Source organism: Brachybacterium sp. GPGPB12 (assembly GCF_038396325.1).
Classification (GTDB): Bacteria; Actinomycetota; Actinomycetes; order Actinomycetales; family Dermabacteraceae; genus Brachybacterium; species Brachybacterium conglomeratum.
In genome coordinates this window covers 1,811,712-1,826,078 of record NZ_CP149573.1, presented here as the reverse complement: position 1 = coordinate 1,826,078, position 14,367 = coordinate 1,811,712, and the positions used below count along the sequence as shown (strand labels likewise).

14 protein-coding genes and 5 pseudogenes are annotated in these 14,367 nt (G+C 73.4%); 4 read left to right on the top strand and 15 right to left on the bottom strand.

The genetic code is table 11. The features are described 5' to 3' along the window. Positions 1 to 12 precede the first annotated feature (12 nt). From WKH84_RS10665 to WKH84_RS10595, 15 genes and pseudogenes are all read right to left on the bottom strand, one after another. On the bottom strand, positions 13 to 651 hold the full coding sequence (locus WKH84_RS10665; protein WP_341856604.1) for a PASTA domain-containing protein: 639 nt from the start codon (positions 649 to 651) through the stop codon (positions 13 to 15). Continuing rightward, complete coding sequence (locus tag WKH84_RS10660; RefSeq protein ID WP_341856603.1) at positions 648 to 995, bottom strand: protein kinase; 348 nt, start codon at positions 993 to 995, stop codon at positions 648 to 650. The genes WKH84_RS10665 and WKH84_RS10660 overlap by 4 nt, the downstream gene beginning before the upstream one ends. Beyond that, positions 962 to 1,417 carry a hypothetical protein gene (locus WKH84_RS10655; RefSeq protein ID WP_341856602.1) on the bottom strand — a complete coding sequence of 152 codons (456 nt, stop codon included), beginning with the start codon at positions 1,415 to 1,417 and terminating at the stop codon, positions 962 to 964. Before WKH84_RS10655 ends, WKH84_RS10660 begins: the two co-directional genes overlap by 34 nt. Then, the gene (locus WKH84_RS10650) at positions 1,414 to 1,620 is read right to left on the bottom strand and encodes a hypothetical protein (RefSeq protein WP_341856601.1); all 207 of its coding nucleotides are present in this window, start codon (positions 1,618 to 1,620) and stop codon (positions 1,414 to 1,416) included. The genes WKH84_RS10655 and WKH84_RS10650 overlap by 4 nt, the downstream gene beginning before the upstream one ends. Beyond that, entirely contained in the window at positions 1,593 to 2,927 is a 1,335-nt protein-coding gene (locus WKH84_RS10645; RefSeq protein WP_341856600.1) for a serine/threonine-protein kinase, read from the bottom strand. The genes WKH84_RS10650 and WKH84_RS10645 overlap by 28 nt, the downstream gene beginning before the upstream one ends. Next, positions 2,924 to 3,508: a penicillin-binding transpeptidase domain-containing protein gene (locus tag WKH84_RS10640; RefSeq protein WP_341856599.1), complete on the bottom strand. Its 585-nt coding sequence runs from the start codon at positions 3,506 to 3,508 to the stop codon at positions 2,924 to 2,926. The genes WKH84_RS10645 and WKH84_RS10640 overlap by 4 nt, the downstream gene beginning before the upstream one ends. Positions 3,509 to 3,647: 139 nt before the next feature. Further along, positions 3,648 to 3,863, bottom strand: a pseudogene (locus WKH84_RS10635) (penicillin-binding transpeptidase domain-containing protein); the annotation flags it as partial. A 504-nt stretch (positions 3,864 to 4,367) separates the two neighbouring features. Further along, positions 4,368 to 4,643: an FtsW/RodA/SpoVE family cell cycle protein gene (locus tag WKH84_RS10630; RefSeq protein WP_341856853.1), complete on the bottom strand. Its 276-nt coding sequence runs from the start codon at positions 4,641 to 4,643 to the stop codon at positions 4,368 to 4,370. Between the two features lie 115 nt (positions 4,644 to 4,758). Then, positions 4,759 to 5,361: pseudogene (locus WKH84_RS10625) on the bottom strand (FtsW/RodA/SpoVE family cell cycle protein); the annotation flags it as partial. A 49-nt stretch (positions 5,362 to 5,410) separates the two neighbouring features. Further along, positions 5,411 to 5,758, bottom strand: a complete 348-nt coding sequence (locus WKH84_RS10620) for a hypothetical protein (protein WP_341856598.1) — start codon at positions 5,756 to 5,758, stop codon at positions 5,411 to 5,413. Next, positions 5,758 to 7,106: pseudogene (locus WKH84_RS10615) on the bottom strand (PP2C family serine/threonine-protein phosphatase). Before WKH84_RS10615 ends, WKH84_RS10620 begins: the two are co-directional and overlap by 1 nt. Beyond that, positions 7,103 to 7,390 (bottom strand): FHA domain-containing protein, encoded by a 288-nt coding sequence (locus WKH84_RS10610; RefSeq protein ID WP_341856597.1) that lies wholly within the window; start codon positions 7,388 to 7,390, stop codon positions 7,103 to 7,105. The pseudogene WKH84_RS10615 and the gene WKH84_RS10610 overlap by 4 nt, the downstream one beginning before the upstream one ends. A 237-nt stretch (positions 7,391 to 7,627) precedes the next feature. Further along, positions 7,628 to 7,792, bottom strand: a complete 165-nt coding sequence (locus WKH84_RS10605) for an FHA domain-containing protein (RefSeq protein ID WP_341856852.1) — start codon at positions 7,790 to 7,792, stop codon at positions 7,628 to 7,630. A gap of 269 nt (positions 7,793 to 8,061) precedes the next feature. Continuing rightward, positions 8,062 to 8,346: pseudogene (locus WKH84_RS10600) on the bottom strand (DUF3662 domain-containing protein); the annotation flags it as partial. 156 nt (positions 8,347 to 8,502) lie between these two features. Next, complete coding sequence (locus tag WKH84_RS10595) at positions 8,503 to 9,156, bottom strand: L,D-transpeptidase family protein (protein ID WP_341856851.1); 654 nt, start codon at positions 9,154 to 9,156, stop codon at positions 8,503 to 8,505. A 340-nt stretch (positions 9,157 to 9,496) separates the two neighbouring features. Here WKH84_RS10595 and WKH84_RS10590 point away from each other — a divergent pair, with 340 nt between their 5' ends. The 4 genes and pseudogenes from WKH84_RS10590 to WKH84_RS10575 all read left to right on the top strand — a co-directional run bounded on the left by WKH84_RS10590 (position 9,497) and on the right by WKH84_RS10575 (position 14,358). Continuing rightward, positions 9,497 to 9,997 carry a serine hydrolase domain-containing protein gene (locus tag WKH84_RS10590; RefSeq protein WP_341856596.1) on the top strand — a complete coding sequence of 167 codons (501 nt, stop codon included), beginning with the start codon at positions 9,497 to 9,499 and terminating at the stop codon, positions 9,995 to 9,997. Positions 9,998 to 10,020: 23 nt separating this feature from the next. Then, the gene (locus tag WKH84_RS10585) at positions 10,021 to 10,329 is read left to right on the top strand and encodes a serine hydrolase (protein ID WP_341856595.1); all 309 of its coding nucleotides are present in this window, start codon (positions 10,021 to 10,023) and stop codon (positions 10,327 to 10,329) included. Continuing rightward, the gene (locus tag WKH84_RS10580) at positions 10,326 to 11,141 is read left to right on the top strand and encodes a serine hydrolase domain-containing protein (RefSeq protein ID WP_341856594.1); all 816 of its coding nucleotides are present in this window, start codon (positions 10,326 to 10,328) and stop codon (positions 11,139 to 11,141) included. The genes WKH84_RS10585 and WKH84_RS10580 overlap by 4 nt, the downstream gene beginning before the upstream one ends. A 76-nt stretch (positions 11,142 to 11,217) precedes the next feature. Then, positions 11,218 to 14,358, top strand: a pseudogene (locus tag WKH84_RS10575) (glycoside hydrolase family 38 C-terminal domain-containing protein). The last annotated feature ends 9 nt before the right edge of the window (positions 14,359 to 14,367 follow it).

The following is a 14,367-nucleotide window of genomic DNA, read 5'->3' as shown; positions in this document are numbered from 1 at the left end:
CCTCGGGCACCGTCACCGCGTCCGGGCCGCCGGAGACCGTGACCGTGATGGCGCGCCCACCTCGACCTCCTGGCCGGCGGGAGGGTCCGTCTCCATGACCTCGCCCTTGTCGACGTCCTGGGAAGGGGTCTGCTCGAAGGTCGGGTCGAGTCCGGCCTCGGTGAGCGCGGCGCGCGCCTGGTCCTCCGTCTGCCCCACCACGTTCGGGACCGCGATCGTCTCCGGCCCCCGGTCCCACGGCCGGAAGTAGGCGAGCGCCGCGGCGATCAGTCCCAGGGCCACGAGGGTCACGAGGATGATCAGCCACCACGGCCGCTTGCGCTTCTGCTCCGGCTCCACCTCGTCCCCCGAGCGCGGGGCGAGGGGCCCGGTCGCGGGGGAGGGCGCGGAGCCGGTGCGCCAGTCCTGGGGACGCATCGCGGCGGCGCCCGCCGCGCCCGCGCCCAGGGCACCGGCCGTCGCCGGCGGCGCCTCGGTCGCCTCGTCCAGCGGGCTGAGCACGGTCGTGGCCTCGGGGTCGTCGGCCCCCGGCAGGGCGCCGGCGACCAGCGCCGGGGCCCGCCCGGCGACGACGGCGGCGATGTCGCGGGAGAAGGCGACGGCGCTGGGGTAGCGCTGCTCGCGGTCCTTGGCCAGGCCCGTGAGGATCACCGCATCCATCGCGGGGGGACGGCCGGGTTGAAGGCCGAGGGCGGTCGCGGCTCCTCCCGCACGTGCTGGTAGGCGATCGAGACCGGGGTGTCGCCGGTGAAGGGCGGGCGCCCGGTCAGCATCTCGAACATGACGCAGGCGGCGGAGTAGATGTCCGAGCGCGCATCGACCAGCTGGCCGCGCGCCTGCTCGGGGGAGAGGTACTGGGCCGTGCCCATCACGGCCTGGGTCGCGGTCATGGCGCTGGTCGCGTCGGCGACCGCGCGGGCGATCCCGAAGTCCATCACCTTCACGGCGCCCGCGGAGTTGATCATGATGTTGCCGGGCTTGATGTCGCGGTGCACGATCCCGGCGCGGTGGGAGTACTCCAGCGCGCTGAGCGGCCGCGGCCATGATCTCCCCGGCCTGGACGACGTCCATCGGGTGCTCGGGGTCGATGTACTCGCGCAGGGTGCGACCCTCGACGTACTCCATCACGATGTACGGGATCGTCACCTCGGAGCCGGTGAGCGTGGTCTCTTCGCTCCTCGCCGGTGTCGTACACGGCGACGATCGAGGGATGGTTCAGGGACGCGGCGCTGTGCGCCTCACGCCGGAAGCGCTCCTGGAAGTTCGCATCCCGGGCCAGGTCGGAGCGCGACACCTTCACCGCGACCGTGCGGTGCAGGCGCGTGTCCTCCGCGAGGAACACCTCCGCCATGCCCCCGGTCCCGAGGATCCTTCCCAGGCGGTACCGACCACCCAGGATCACCGTCTCTCCGCTCACTCCACACCCGTCCTCGTGCCGTGGCCGACACCGATCGATCCGACCATCGTAGTAGCTGACGTCGCCTCGCCAGACGCCGTGCCCAGGCCCGTCGGCGCCGAGGCGTCGATCGCGCCGAGGGGCAGCGACCCCAGGCCGCCCGCGACGGCGACCGCGATCGCGACGACCACCAGGATCAGCGGCACCAGGCCCGGCACCGACATCCCGCCGACCCGCCGCCCCGTGCTCGTCCCGCGCACCGTGCGCGAGGACGCCGCGGTGTCCACGTCGGCGTAGGCGCCGCCCGAGAAGGCGCGCTCGGCGCCGTCGGCGGCGCCCGCCGCCGAGGCCGCATGCGCGGGGAGCGGGCGCCGTCGCCGCGCGGGGCCGGGGCGGGCGAGGCCGCGGAGCGGGCCGAGCTCGCCGACGGGGCCGAGCGGGCCGAACCGCGCCGCGGGGCCGAGCCCGCCGACGCCGCCGACAGCGCCGAGGGACCCGAGCCCCCCGAGCGATGCCGGATGCCGCGGGACCGGCCCGACAGCGGCGACGGCATCGCCGCGGTGCGCGTGCCCGTGGGGGAGGCGCCGGGGCGCGGCGCCTGCTCCCCGGTCCCGGAGCCGGCGGGCCGCACCCGGTTCTCGCCCGTCCAGTCGTGGTCCTCGACCCGCGTCACCGGGATCGCCCCGGTCGTGAAGCGCGGCTCGACCCCGCGCTGGATCGCCTCCAGGATCCGCGCGACCGCCGCCGCGGAGCGGGGACGGTTCGCGGGCGCCTTGGCCAGCATCATCATCACCAATCGCCGCAGGTCCGCGCCGATCGCCTCCGGAAGCTCCGGCGGCCGCTGCTTGACCTGCGCCATCGCGATCTCCACCTGGCTGGAGCCGGTGAAGGGGCGGTCGCCCACGAGCATCTCGTAGGCGACGATGCCCAGGGCGTAGATGTCCGAGAGGGAGGTGGCCTGCTTGCCCATCGCCTGCTCGGGGGAGAGGTACTGGGCGGTGCCCATGACCAGGCCCGTCTTCGTCAGCCGCGCCTGGTCCTTGCTGCGTGCGATCCCGAAGTCGGTGATCTTCATGGACCACCCGTCCTTCTCGTCGACCAGCACGTTCTCGGGCTTCACGTCGCGGTGCACGACGCCCTTGGAATGGGCGGCGTCCAGCGCCCGGGCGAGCTCGATCATCAGCTGGACCACGCGCTTCTCGGGCAGTCCGCCGGGGTTCTCCTCGATGATCTCCGAGAGGGGACGGCCGGGGCACAGCTCCATCACGATGTAGGCGCGCCCGTCGAGCTCGCCGTAGTCGTACAGCGCGGCGATGCCCTCGTGGGAGAGGGCGGCCGTGTGCCTCGCCTCGGCCCGGAAGCGCTTGAGGAAGCCCTCGTCGCCGGCGTACTCCTCGCGCGACACCTTGATCGCGACATCGCGCTCGAGCTCCTGGTCGCGGCCCTTCCAGACCTGACCCATTCCGCCCGTGGCGATGAGCGAGGTGAGCTCGTACCGTCCTTCGAGCACGAGCCCCGGTTCGGTCCTCATCGCTGGATCACCGCCTCCATCACGTCACGGGCGATCGGCGCCGCGGTGCGCGACCCGTATCCGCCCTCCTCGACCACGACCGCGACCGCGATCTTCTGCTCGTCCGTCTGTCCGTACCCGACGTACCAGGAATGGGGGGAGCGGTCCTCGCCCCACTCGGCGGTGCCGGTCTTGCCGCCCACCTCGACGCCGTCGATCGCCGCCGCCGATCCGGTGCCGTCCTCGACCACGCCCACCATCATCTGCCGCATCTGCGCGGCGTTCGCGGCGGACAGCGGCTGGCCGACCTCCTTCGGGGTCAGCTCGGAGACGGTGGAGAGGTCGGCCGTGCGCACGGCCTGGACGAGCCGCGGTCGCATGACCACGCCGTCGTTCGCGAACGCCCCGCCGACCATCGCCATCTGCAGCGGCGTCACCCGGGTCTCGTACTGCCCGATCGAGGTGGTCGCCAGCTGTGCGTCGTCGAGGTCCTCGCCGATCCGGGAGGGCGTCACACCCATCGGGATCGAGAGGTCCTGGCCGAAGCCGAACTCCTCGGCGGTCTGCGCGCGCTGGTCCTGTCCGATCTCGACGCCGAGCATGCCGAAGGAGGTGTTGCACGACTGGCGCAAGCGCCTCGGCGAGCGTGGACTCGTCGTCCGGGCCGCACGGCTCCTGGCGGCCCGCGGAGAAGTTGTTCATCGTCGACGAGGAGTTCGGCGACTCGTACTTCCCGGGTCCGGGGATCACCGACTCGGCGGTGTAGTCGCCGGTCTCGAGCGCCGCGGAGGCCGTGACGAGCTTGAAGGCCGAGCCGGGCGGGTAGAGGTCCCCGCCGATCGCACGGTTGGTCAGCGGCCGCTCGGGGTCCTCGTTCAGCGAGGACCAGGCGGCCGAGACCGCGCCGGTGTCGTGGGAGGCGAGCTCGTTGGGGTCGAAGCTCGGCGCGGAGACCATCGCGAGGATCGCGCCGGTCTCCGGGTCCAGCGCCACCACGGCGCCGCGCCGGCCGTCCAGCGCGTCCCAGGCCGCCTGCTGGGCGGCGGAGTCGAGGGTGAGCTCGACGCTCGCGCCCTGGTTCTCGCGGCCCGAGACGACATCGGCCAGGCGGTGGTAGAACAGCGAGTCCGCCTCGCCCGAGAGGGTGTCGTTCAGCGAGCGCTCGATGCCGGTGAAGCCGTAGACCACCGAGTAGTAGCCGGTGATCGGGGCGTACATCGCGCCGGGGTCGTAGGTGCGCAGGTAGCCGTAGGTGTCCTCGGACTCCTGCGAGGTCGCGATCGCGTGCCCGTCCACCACGATCGGCCCGCGATGGCGGCCGTACTCGCTCTGGAGGGTCCGCTGGTTCTGCCCGTGGGCGGCGAGCCGGCCCTGGGCGACGACCTGGAAGTAGGTGGTGGAGGTGAACAGCGAGCACGAAGAGCACGCCGACCACCAGCCACACGTGGCGAAGGGGCTTGTTCACGCGATCGCCTCCTGGCCGGTGCGGGCGGGGGAGCCGGGCAGGGTCCCCTCGACCTGGCGGGCGGCGGGGCGCCGGGCCGCGTCGGACAGGCGCACCAGGATCCCCGCGATGATCCAGTTGCACACCAGCGAGCCGCCGCCCGCGGCGAGGAAGGGGAGGGTCAGGCCCGTCAGCGGGATCACCCGGGTCACGCCGCCGACGACGACGAACACCTGCGGCGCCATCACGAAGCCGAGCCCCCCGGCGAGCAGGGTGCCGAAGCCGTCGGAGATGCCGACGGCCGCGCGGAGGGCGCGCTGGACCAGCGGCAGGTACAGCGAGCAGCGGCGCGAAGGCGCCGACCATGCCCATCTCCTCCGCGAAGGAGGAGAAGATGAAGTCGGACTCGGCGTGCGGCACCATGTCGGGCCGTCCCTCCCCGAGGCCGGTGCCGACCAGACCGCCGTTGGCGAGCCCGAACAGGCCCTGGCTGATCTGCTCGCAGGAGGAGTAGTTCTTGCCCGAGAGCGGGTCCAGCCAGCAGGTGATGCGGGTGCGGACATGGCTCATCTGGGTCGCGGCGAAGACCGCCGGCGGCAGGAACATCACCGCCCCGATCACGAGCCAGCTCAGTCGGTCGGTGGCGACGTAGAGCATCACCACGAACAGGCCGAAGAACATCAGCGACGTCCCCAGGTCCGTCTCGAAGACGAGCACCGCCATCGCGAAGCCCCAGGCCACCAGGATCGGGCCGAAGTCCGACCAGCGCGGCAGATGGATGCCCAGCACCTTCGGGCCCGCCAGTGCCAGGGTGTCGCGCCGGGCGACGAGATAGCCGGCGAAGAAGACCGCGAAGGCGATCTTCGCGAGCTCCGCGGGCTGGAAGCTGAAGCCCGCCACGGAGATCCAGATCTTCGAGCCGTTGCGGGCCGAGCCGATCACGGGCACCAGCGGGAGGAGCAGCAGCACGCCGCCCGCCACGGCGCTGATCCAGGTGTAGCGGCGCGCCATCGGTGGTCGCGCAGCGGCACCAGCGGCGCCACGCACAGCACCACCCCGATCACGGCCCACAGCATCTGGCGGTCCGCGCTCGCGGAGCCGCGCGCCCGTAGATCTCGTTGGCGGCGTGGACGGACTCGATCATCGACACGCCCAGGAGGTTCAGCGGCACCACGATCGGCAGGATCACGGGATCGGCGTAGGGGGCGCGCCACATCACGGCGATCTGGAGCACGGCGACGAGCACCAGCGCGCCGATCCCGACCTGGAGCAGGTTCGCGGGCGACTCGTCGAAGCGGCCCAGCCCCACCAGGGCATAGGCCCCCACGCCCACCGCCACCGCGAGGAGCAGCAGCAGGGCCTGGATCAGGCGGCGCGGCCGTGCGGTGTAGGAGACGATGGTGGCCACTACGTCGCCCCGCCCTCGTCGGGGGAGCCGGCCGTCGGCAGGGGCGCCATGCCGTCCGCGGCCCCCTCCTCGGCGCCGCCGACGTCGGAGGCGCCGCCCCCGTCGGAGGGGGAGACGGCCGTGGGCGGCCGGTTCGCGGCCGCCGCCTGCTCGAGACGGTCGATGATCTGGTCGGCGCCCTCGCGGTCCGAGGCGCTGATCGTGCTCTCGACCTGCTGGCGCGTGATCTCGGGGAGGTCCTCGATCTCGATGTCGGTGACCTCGAGCGGCTCGGACAGGGAGACGGGGCCGAGATCCTGGGCGAGGCCCTGGTAGAGCACCACCCGGGTGCCGTCGGTGCCGACGTAGTACTGCCGCTGGGACCAGGCGTAGCCGCCCCACAGCGACCCGCCGAGCGGCGCGACCAGCGGCGCCAGCACGACGACGGCGGGCCAGGGGCGCGCCGCGGCGGCTCCTCCTCGGAGAAGTCCTCGTCCTCGTAGGGGATCTCCGGCTCCTCGCGGGTGAGCGCGGCGGCCTTCGCGGCGGGGCCCGAGGCGGCGGTGGGCCGGTGTCGGTTCCGCGCCGCGGAGCCGACGATCTGCGGGGTCGTGGACGGCGCCTCGACCCCGCGGGGGAGGGCGTCGAGGTCCACGACGTCGGCGACGATGCAGGTGATGTTGTCGGGGCCGCCGCCCTTCAGGGCGAGCTGCACGAGCGCGTCGGCGCACTCGCCGGGGTCCTCGATGTCCTTCAGGGTCGCGTCGATCGTGTCGAGGGAGACCAGTCCGGAGAGGCCGTCGGAGCACAGCAGCCAGCGGTCGCCCGGATGGGCCGCGCGCAGCGAGAGGTCCAGCTCGGGATCCGCGTCGACGTCGCCGAGCACGCGCATGAGCACCGAGCGCTGCGGATGCCGCTCGGCCTCTTCCTCCGTGAGTCGGCCCTCGTCCAGCAGGCGCTGGACGAAGGTGTGGTCCTTCGTGATCTGGACGGTCTCCCCGTCGCGCAGGAGGTAGGCGCGGGAGTCGCCGATGTGGGCGAGGGCGAACTTGCTCTCGGCGCGCAGCGGCGCGGTGATCGTGGTGCCCAGGCCCCGCGGCTGCGGTTCGTCGCGTGCGCGGCGCAGGATCTCCTGGTTCGCCTCGAGCACGCTCTCCTCGAGGGTCGCGACGATGTCGGAGGCCGGGGTCTCGGAGTCCAGGGAGGCCAGGCGTCCGATCGCGACCGAGGAGGCGACGTCGCCGCCGGCGTGGCCGCCCATGCCGTCGGCGACCACCAGGAGGTGACTGCCCGCGTAGGCGGAGTCCTGGTTGTTCGAGCGGACCAGGCCCACGTCGGAACGGGCGGCGTAGCGCAGGGCGATGCTCATCGCGGACCTCGTCTCAGCTCGATCTCGGTGCGGCCGATCCGCACCTGCGCCCCGGGTCGGAAGGGCACCGCGCCCTCGATGCGCCGCCCGGAGACCAGGGTGCCGTTGGTCGAGCCGAGATCCTCCACCATCCACTCGTCCTCGCGCTGGAAGACGCGGGCGTGTCGGTTGGAGGCGTAGTCGTCGTCGAGCACGAGCGTGCACTCGGGTGCCCGGCCGATGAGGATCGGGGTCGAGCCGAGGGTCAGCGAGGTGCCGCGCAGCGGCCCGGCGGTGACGACCATCGCGGCCTGGGTGATCTCCGGATCGGTGCGCAGCGAGGCCGGATCGGCGCCCGCCTCGGAGGCGGCGCCGCCGATCGGGCCGGAGGCCGGTCAGCTGCTCGCGGCGCGGGTCGCGGCTGGAGCGGGTGACGACGGTGGTGCCGAAGAGGTCGTTGCGCGCGACGAGCACCACGACCACCACGAAGATCCACAGCGCCAGGACGAGGCCCAGACGCAGGGCGACGAGGGTCAGTTCGCTCATGGGGCGCTCACCAGGCCGCCGGGGTCGAGCCCGGCGAAGAGGACGGTCAGTCGCGTCCGCCCGATCTTGATCAGGGAGCGGTCGTGCAGCGGGACGGGCGTGCGGATGCGCTCGCCGTCGACGAAGGTGCCGTTGGTCGAGCCGAGGTCGGTGGCGACCAGGGACGAGTCCGGCTCGGCGCGCGCTCGAGGTGGTGCCGGGAGACGCCCGTGTCCTCGAGGATGATGTCCGCGTCGCCGCCGCGGCCGATCACCGTGACGGGGCCGGTGAGCAGGTACTGCTGCCCGTCGATCTCGACGATGGGGCTCCCGCCGGGGCTGTCCTGGGCGGCGCCGGTCGCCGGGGCGACGCCGCGCTCGGTGCGGGACTCGGTCTCGAAGCGGCCCTGACGGACCTCCTCGTCCTGCTCGAGGGCGACGGAGACGGCGCCGACGAACATGTAGCGCCGCTTGTCCGCATGCTCCATGAGCACGCGCTGGAGCTCGTCGAGGAGGGTGTCCTGCCAGGAGGAGAAGCGCTCGAAGTCCTCCGGGTGCAGGTAGACGGTGTACACGTTCGGGGCCAGGGTCCGGGTGCGGTCGAGCACCTGGATCTGGTCGTCGCACTCGCGCCTGAGGCCCTGCGCCAGGTCGAGGGGCTTCAGCGCCCGCGACCGGGCGAGAACACGCTCGTCACGCCGCGGTCGAGGTCGCTCGATCCGATCCAAGATCCCCACGGTGGTCCTTCGCTCTCGCTGGGTCGCCAGGTGCGGGCAGCGACCCGTCGACGGGGCCGCACGCCCTCCGATCGTAGCGCGTGGCCTGGCCCCCGGCGCCGCGCACGGGGCGCGGGGCCGGCGAGGGATTCGTGCAGGAGAGGTGAAGGCGGCGGGTCAGTGGATGAGCACGCGCCGTCCCTTCCGGAACCAGTTCCGGCTCCACAGCATGTCCGCCGCGGCCACGGAGATGCGGTCGCAACCGTGCGAGGCGGGGTAGGAGGGGATCGAGTTCGAGCCGTGGATCGCCCACCCGCGGTCGTAGTAGCCGGGGCGGTACAGGTTCCCCAGCGGGCCGCTCTGCCAGCCGCGGCTGTACAGGCTGTACATCTCGAAGTCGCCCTTCGGGGTGGTCGCGGTCTTCCAGCGGCCGCCGGAGTAGTAGCGCTCCCCGGACCCGGTGGAGGTGTTCAGGATGTAGTAGAGCCGGCCGTGGGCGGTCGCGATGAGGAGCTGGCGGTCCAGGTCGACCTCGAAGCCGCGCCCGCTCCTGATCCGGCGGGACGGGATCTTCCCCGCGTCCAGCGCGGACCAGGTCTTCGGGCCGACCACCCCGTCCCGGCCGAGCCCGGCCGCCTTCTGCGCCGCGAACACGGCCTGCTGGGTGAGATGGCCGAAGCCGCCGTCGGGCGATCCGCACCAGTACTTCAGCGTGTTCAGCCGCTTCTGCGGCGTCGTCACCGAGTCGCCGCGGCCGCCCTTGCGGAGCTTCGGGCGGGCGGCCTCGGCGGCGCCGGTGCCGAGCGCGAGCCCGGTGCCGAGGGCCCCCACCCCCAGCAAGCAGGGTCCGTCGGCTCGGGGCGAGGGGCAGCGGCCCCTCCGCGCCGTCCTCCGGCTCTCTCGTGCGGCGCGGTCTCGGTGTGATGGTGAGGTCCATCGGTCTTCCCCCATGACGTGTTCTGCCCGTGCTCGGTGGAGCGGGCGGTGGTGCGGTGCCCGGGATCGGGCCCGTCGCGCCACATCCTGCACAGGTCAAGGAAGGGTCAACAAGAGGAAAAAAGTCCTGGTCGTGGAACTTGTGGGCAAGATCCTGCAACGTCGCAGGCAGACGGACTATTCGGACATGTCACGATTCTGTCACGACTCCGGCGCCCGTGCCATAGTGGAGCGCGTGCGGCCCGAGACCGCGCCCCCGATCCCCGTCGACCTCGACGCCGCCCACGCCCTCGGCGTCACCGCGCCGGGCGCCACCCTCCACGAGCAGGGCGAGACGGGGCGGGTCTTCGACCTCGCGAGCGTCTCCAAGCCCCTGGCCGCCCTCGGCGTGCTCGTCGCCGTCGAGCGGGGCCTGGTCGACCTCGACGAGCCCGCCGGGCCCGAGGGTGCGACCGTGCGCCACCTGATCGCGCACACCGCCGGCTACCCCTTCGAGGGGGAGGAGACGGTCGGCGCGGTCGGCGCCCGGCGCATCTACTCCAACACGGGTTTCGAGGTGCTCGCCGCCCACGTCGAGGAGGCCACCGGCTACGACTTTCCCGAGTGGATGGAGCAGACCGTGATCCAGGGCCTGGACCTCGTGGACCTCGAGGTCGACGGCTCCCCGGCCGCCGGATACCGCGGCACGGTCCGGGACCTGCTGGTCGTCGGCCGCGAGCGCTCGCGCCCACCCTGATCTCCGACGCCCTCCACGAGGAGATGCGCACGGTGCAGTTCCCGGGACTCGCCGGGATCCTCCCCGGCTACGGCCGTCAGAAGCCCAACGACTGGGGCCTCGGCATGGAGATCCGCGGGCACAAGGACCCGCACTGGACCGGCGCGCACTCCTCCCCGCGCACCTTCGGCCACTTCGGCCAGTCCGGCTCCTTCCTCTGGGTCGACCCCGAGGCGGGCCTCGCCGCCGCCTTCCTCGGCGAGCGGCGCTTCGGCCCCGACCACGTGCGGATCTGGCCCGGGATCACCGATGCGATCCTCGAGCGCTTCGCCGGGGGCGGGGCCGGCCGATGAGCGCCCTCGGGCCGCTGGACGAGTTCGGCTTCGAGGCCGCCGCGATCGTGCTCGGCCCCGAGGGGGAGCGGGAGCGACGCGGCGACGTCGAGCGGATCCGCCCCTGGCGCTCGGTCACCAAGACCCTCACCGGCCTCGGCGCCGCGCTCGCCCTCCAGGAGGGGCGCGTGTCCCTCGACGACGAGGCCGGCCCGCCCGGTGCCACGCTCCGCCACCTCCTCGCCCACGCCTCCGGTCGCTTCTACGAGTCCGACGCGACCCTCCAGGCGCCGGGCCTGCGCCGCCACTACTCGAACTACGGCATCGACGAGGCCGCCCGCCACGTCGAGCGCGCCGTCGGCCGCGACTTCGGCGACTGGGTCCAGGAGCGGATCGCGGACCCGCTGGGGATGACGGGCCTGGAGTGGGAGGGCTCCGCCTCGGTCGGCGCCTCCGGCGCCCTCGTCGACCTCGCCCTGCTCGCCGCGGAGCTCGCAGCACCCCACGCTCCTGGAACAGGAGGTGCACGCCCAGCTCGTCGGCGTCCACTTCCCGGAGCTGGTGGGCATCATGCCGGGCTTCGGCAAGCAGGATCCCAACCCCTTCGGGCTCGGCATCGAGGTGCGCGGCACCAAGTCCCCGCACTGGACCGCGACCACCGGCAGCGAGCGGACCTACGGCCACTTCGGCATGCGCGGCACCGCCTTCTGGATCGACCCGGAGGCGGATCTCGCCCTCGTCGTCGGCACCTCCCACGACTTCTGCGACGCGCACCGCGAGATCATGCCGCGCCTCGGCGACGCCGTGCTCGCCGCGCACCGCTGACGCGATAGCGTCCGGGAAGACCCCGGGACGCCGGAGGGCCGACGAGACCCCGCGACCCGCCCCACGCGCCGAAGGAGCCGCCACATGTTCGACGACCGGGAGCTGACCGAGGCCCGCATCCGCCGGTTCACGCGGGACCACCTGGTCCCGCGGATCCACCAGGAGCGGGCCGAGGTCACGATCACCGCGCACCGGCTCGAGGGCGAGCCGATCCCGCCGCGCGAGGCGATCGCCCGGGAGTACGGCCCCGTCGAGGTCGGGGCGCCGCTGGGACGCGCCTGGTCCACCACCTGGTCGCACGTGACCGGCACCGTCCCCGCCGACTGGGCCGCCGACGAGCACTCCGCCCCCGAGCTGATCGTCGACCTCGCCTTCACCGGCCAGCCCGGATTCCAGGCCGAGGCGCTCGTGTTCACGCCCGACGGCGTGCCCGTCAAGGCGATCAACCCCTGCAACCGGCACCTCCCCGTCCGGCCCGGCGAGGAGCTCGACTACTACCTCGAGTGCGCCGCGAACCCGATGGTCGCCGGCGGCTGGACCTTCGCGCCGACCCCGCTCGGCGACCTCGCGACCGTGCCCGAGGAGGAGCTCTACTCGATCGAGGAGCTCCACCTCGCCCGCCGCGACGTGCGGATCTGGGAGCCGCACGAGGACGTCCGGGCCCTCGCCGGTCTCATGCACGAGCGCCCGAGTCCAGCCCTCGCCGCCACGAGATCCTCCGCGCGCTCGAGACCGCCTGCGACGTCGCCGACCCCGACGACATGCCCGGCACCGCCCGGGCCGCCCGCGAGGCGCTCGCCCCGGCGCTGGCCGCGACGGCCGGCTCCTCCGCCCTGACGGTGCTCGCCACCGGCCACGCCCACATCGACTCGGCCTGGCTGTGGCCCGTGCGGGAGACGGTGCGCAAGGTCGCCCGCACCTTCTCCAATGCCTGCACCCTGATCGAGGACGACCCCGACATCACCTTCTCCGCCTCCTCCGCCCAGCAGTACCGCTGGATCCGGGACCGGTACCCGGAGCTGTTCGCGCGGATCCGCGAGCACGTCGCCGGCGGCCGCTTCGTGCCCGTGGGCGGGATGTGGGTCGAGTCCGACACCAACATGCCCGGCTCCGAGGCGATGGCGCGGCAGTTCGTCGCCGGCAAGCGGTTCTTCCTCGAGGAGCTCGGGGTCGAGACGCGCGAGACCTGGTCGCCGGACTCCTTCGGCTACTCCGCCGCGGCCGCCGCAGATCGCCGCGCTCGCCGGCCAGGAGTTCTTCCTGACCCAGAAGGTCTCCTGGAACCAGATCAACACCTTCCCCCACCACACCTTCCGCTGGGAGGGTCTGGACGGCACCAGCGTGTTCACCCACTTCCCGCCCGCCGACACCTACAACGGCTCCCTCACCGGATCCGAGCTCGCCTACTTCGAGCGGAACTTCAAGGAGAAGGGCCGCTCCTCGATCGGCATCGACCTGTTCGGCTGGGGCGACGGCGGCGGCGGGCCCACCCGCGAGATGATGGCCGCCGGGCGCCGCGCCGCCGACCTCGAGGGCTCCCCGAAGGTCGAGTTCGGCACCGCCGAGGACTTCTTCGAGCGTGCCCTCGCCGAGTACCCCGACGCGCCCGTGTGGAACGGAGAGCTCTACCTCGAGCCGCACCGCGGCACCTACTCCGCGCGCTCGGCACCAAGCAGGGCAACCGCCGCAGCGAGCACCTCCTGCACGAGGCCGAGCCGCTCGCGACCCTCGCCGCGCTCCGCGCCGAGCACCCCTACCCCCACGACGAGCTCGCCGCGCTGTGGGAGGACACGCCGCTGAACCAGTTCCACGACATCCTCCCCGGCTCCTCGATCGCCTGGGTGCACCGCGAGGCCGAGGCCCAGCACGCCGCGCTCGCCGAACGGGCCGAGCGGATCATCGCCGGCTCCCTCGCCGCGCTCGCCGCGGCCGGCGGGCAGGGTGAGGCGGCGGGCGCGGCCGACGGGCACGGCACGGTGCCGCTGAACACCGCCCCGGTGCCGCGCCGCGGCGTGCCCGCCTACGGCGCGGGCCGCCCCGAGCCGGTCCAGGAGGCCGTGGTCGTGACCCGTGCGGGCGGCGAGGTCCGCCTCGAGAACCAGGCGGTGCGCGCGGTGCTCGACGCCTCCGGCGCGCTGGTCTCCCTCGTCGGCCGGGCCGACGGACGCGAGACCATCGCCCCCGGCGCCCGCGGCGCGCCGCTGCAGCCTGCACCGCGACACCCCCAACGCCTGGGACGCCTGGGACATCGACGAGTTCTACCGCCGCGTGGTCCGCGACCTCGATGCCCCGACCGCCGCCGAGGTCGAGGAGGAGGACGGCGGGGTCCGCGTCTCCTTCACCTACACGACCGCGCTCGCCGACGACGAGGAGACCTCCGGCGTCACCGGCGCGGGCTCCACGATCGTGAAGACCTTCGTCTCGCGCCCGGACGACACCTCCCTCGGGATCGAGGTGGACCTCGACTGGCGCGAGCGCAAGAAGGCGCTCAAGCTCGCCTTCCCGCTGGACCTGCGCGCCTCCCACCTCTCCAGCGAGATCCAGTTCGGGCACGTGGACCGGCCGGTCCCGGTGAACACCTCCTGGGACTTCGCCCGCTTCGAGACCTGCGCGCACCGCTGGGTCCACGCGGCCGAGGGCGGGCACGGGGTGGCGATCGCGAACGACTCCACCTACGGCCACGATGTGCTCCGCACCGTGCGCGAGGACGACGGCGGCACCACCACCACGACCCGCCTGACCCTGGTGCGCTCCCCGGAGTACCCCGACCCCGCCGCCGACCACGGTCGCTACACCCTGCGCGTCGCCGTGCGACCGGGCGCGGGGATCGCCGAGGCGATCGAGGAGGGCTACCGGCTGAACCTGCCCGAGCGCACCGCTCCCGCCGCGGCCGCGTCCCTGCTCGCCGCGCCGCCGGTCACGGTCGCGCCCGCCGATGCGGAGGGCGCCTCGAGCGTCATCGTCGAGACCGTGAAGCTCGCCGAGGACCGCTCCGGGGACCTGGTGCTGCGGCTGTACGAGTCCTCCGGTGCCCGCGCCGCGGCGACCCTCGCCCTCGACCCGATCCTCGCGGGCGGCGAGGTGACGGCCACGGACCTGCTCGAGCGGCCCTTCGGGGAGGACGCCCCGGCGTTCCGCTCCGCGCTCGCGCGGGGAGAGGACGGCACGGTCGAGCTCTTCTTCCGTCCCTTCGAGATCAAGACGCCGCGCATCGCCCGCGGCTGAGCGCCCCGG

Bases quoted from the DNA above. Each gene is read 5' to 3' on its own strand.
- WKH84_RS10650 (WP_341856601.1), bottom strand. From the start codon at position 1,620: ATGTCGGTGCCGGGCCTGGTGCCGCTGATCCTGGTGGTCGTCGCGATC.
- WKH84_RS10645 (WP_341856600.1), bottom strand. From the start codon at position 2,927: ATGAGGACCGAACCGGGGCTCGTGCTCGAAGGACGGTACGAGCTCACC.
- WKH84_RS10640 (WP_341856599.1), bottom strand. From the start codon at position 3,508: ATGCTCGGCGTCGAGATCGGACAGGACCAGCGCGCGCAGACCGCCGAG.
- WKH84_RS10610 (WP_341856597.1), bottom strand. From the start codon at position 7,390: ATGGTCGTCACCGCCGGGCCGCTGCGCGGCACCTCGCTGACCCTCGGC.
- WKH84_RS10585 (WP_341856595.1), top strand. From the start codon at position 10,021: ATGCGCACGGTGCAGTTCCCGGGACTCGCCGGGATCCTCCCCGGCTAC.
- WKH84_RS10580 (WP_341856594.1), top strand. From the start codon at position 10,326: ATGAGCGCCCTCGGGCCGCTGGACGAGTTCGGCTTCGAGGCCGCCGCG.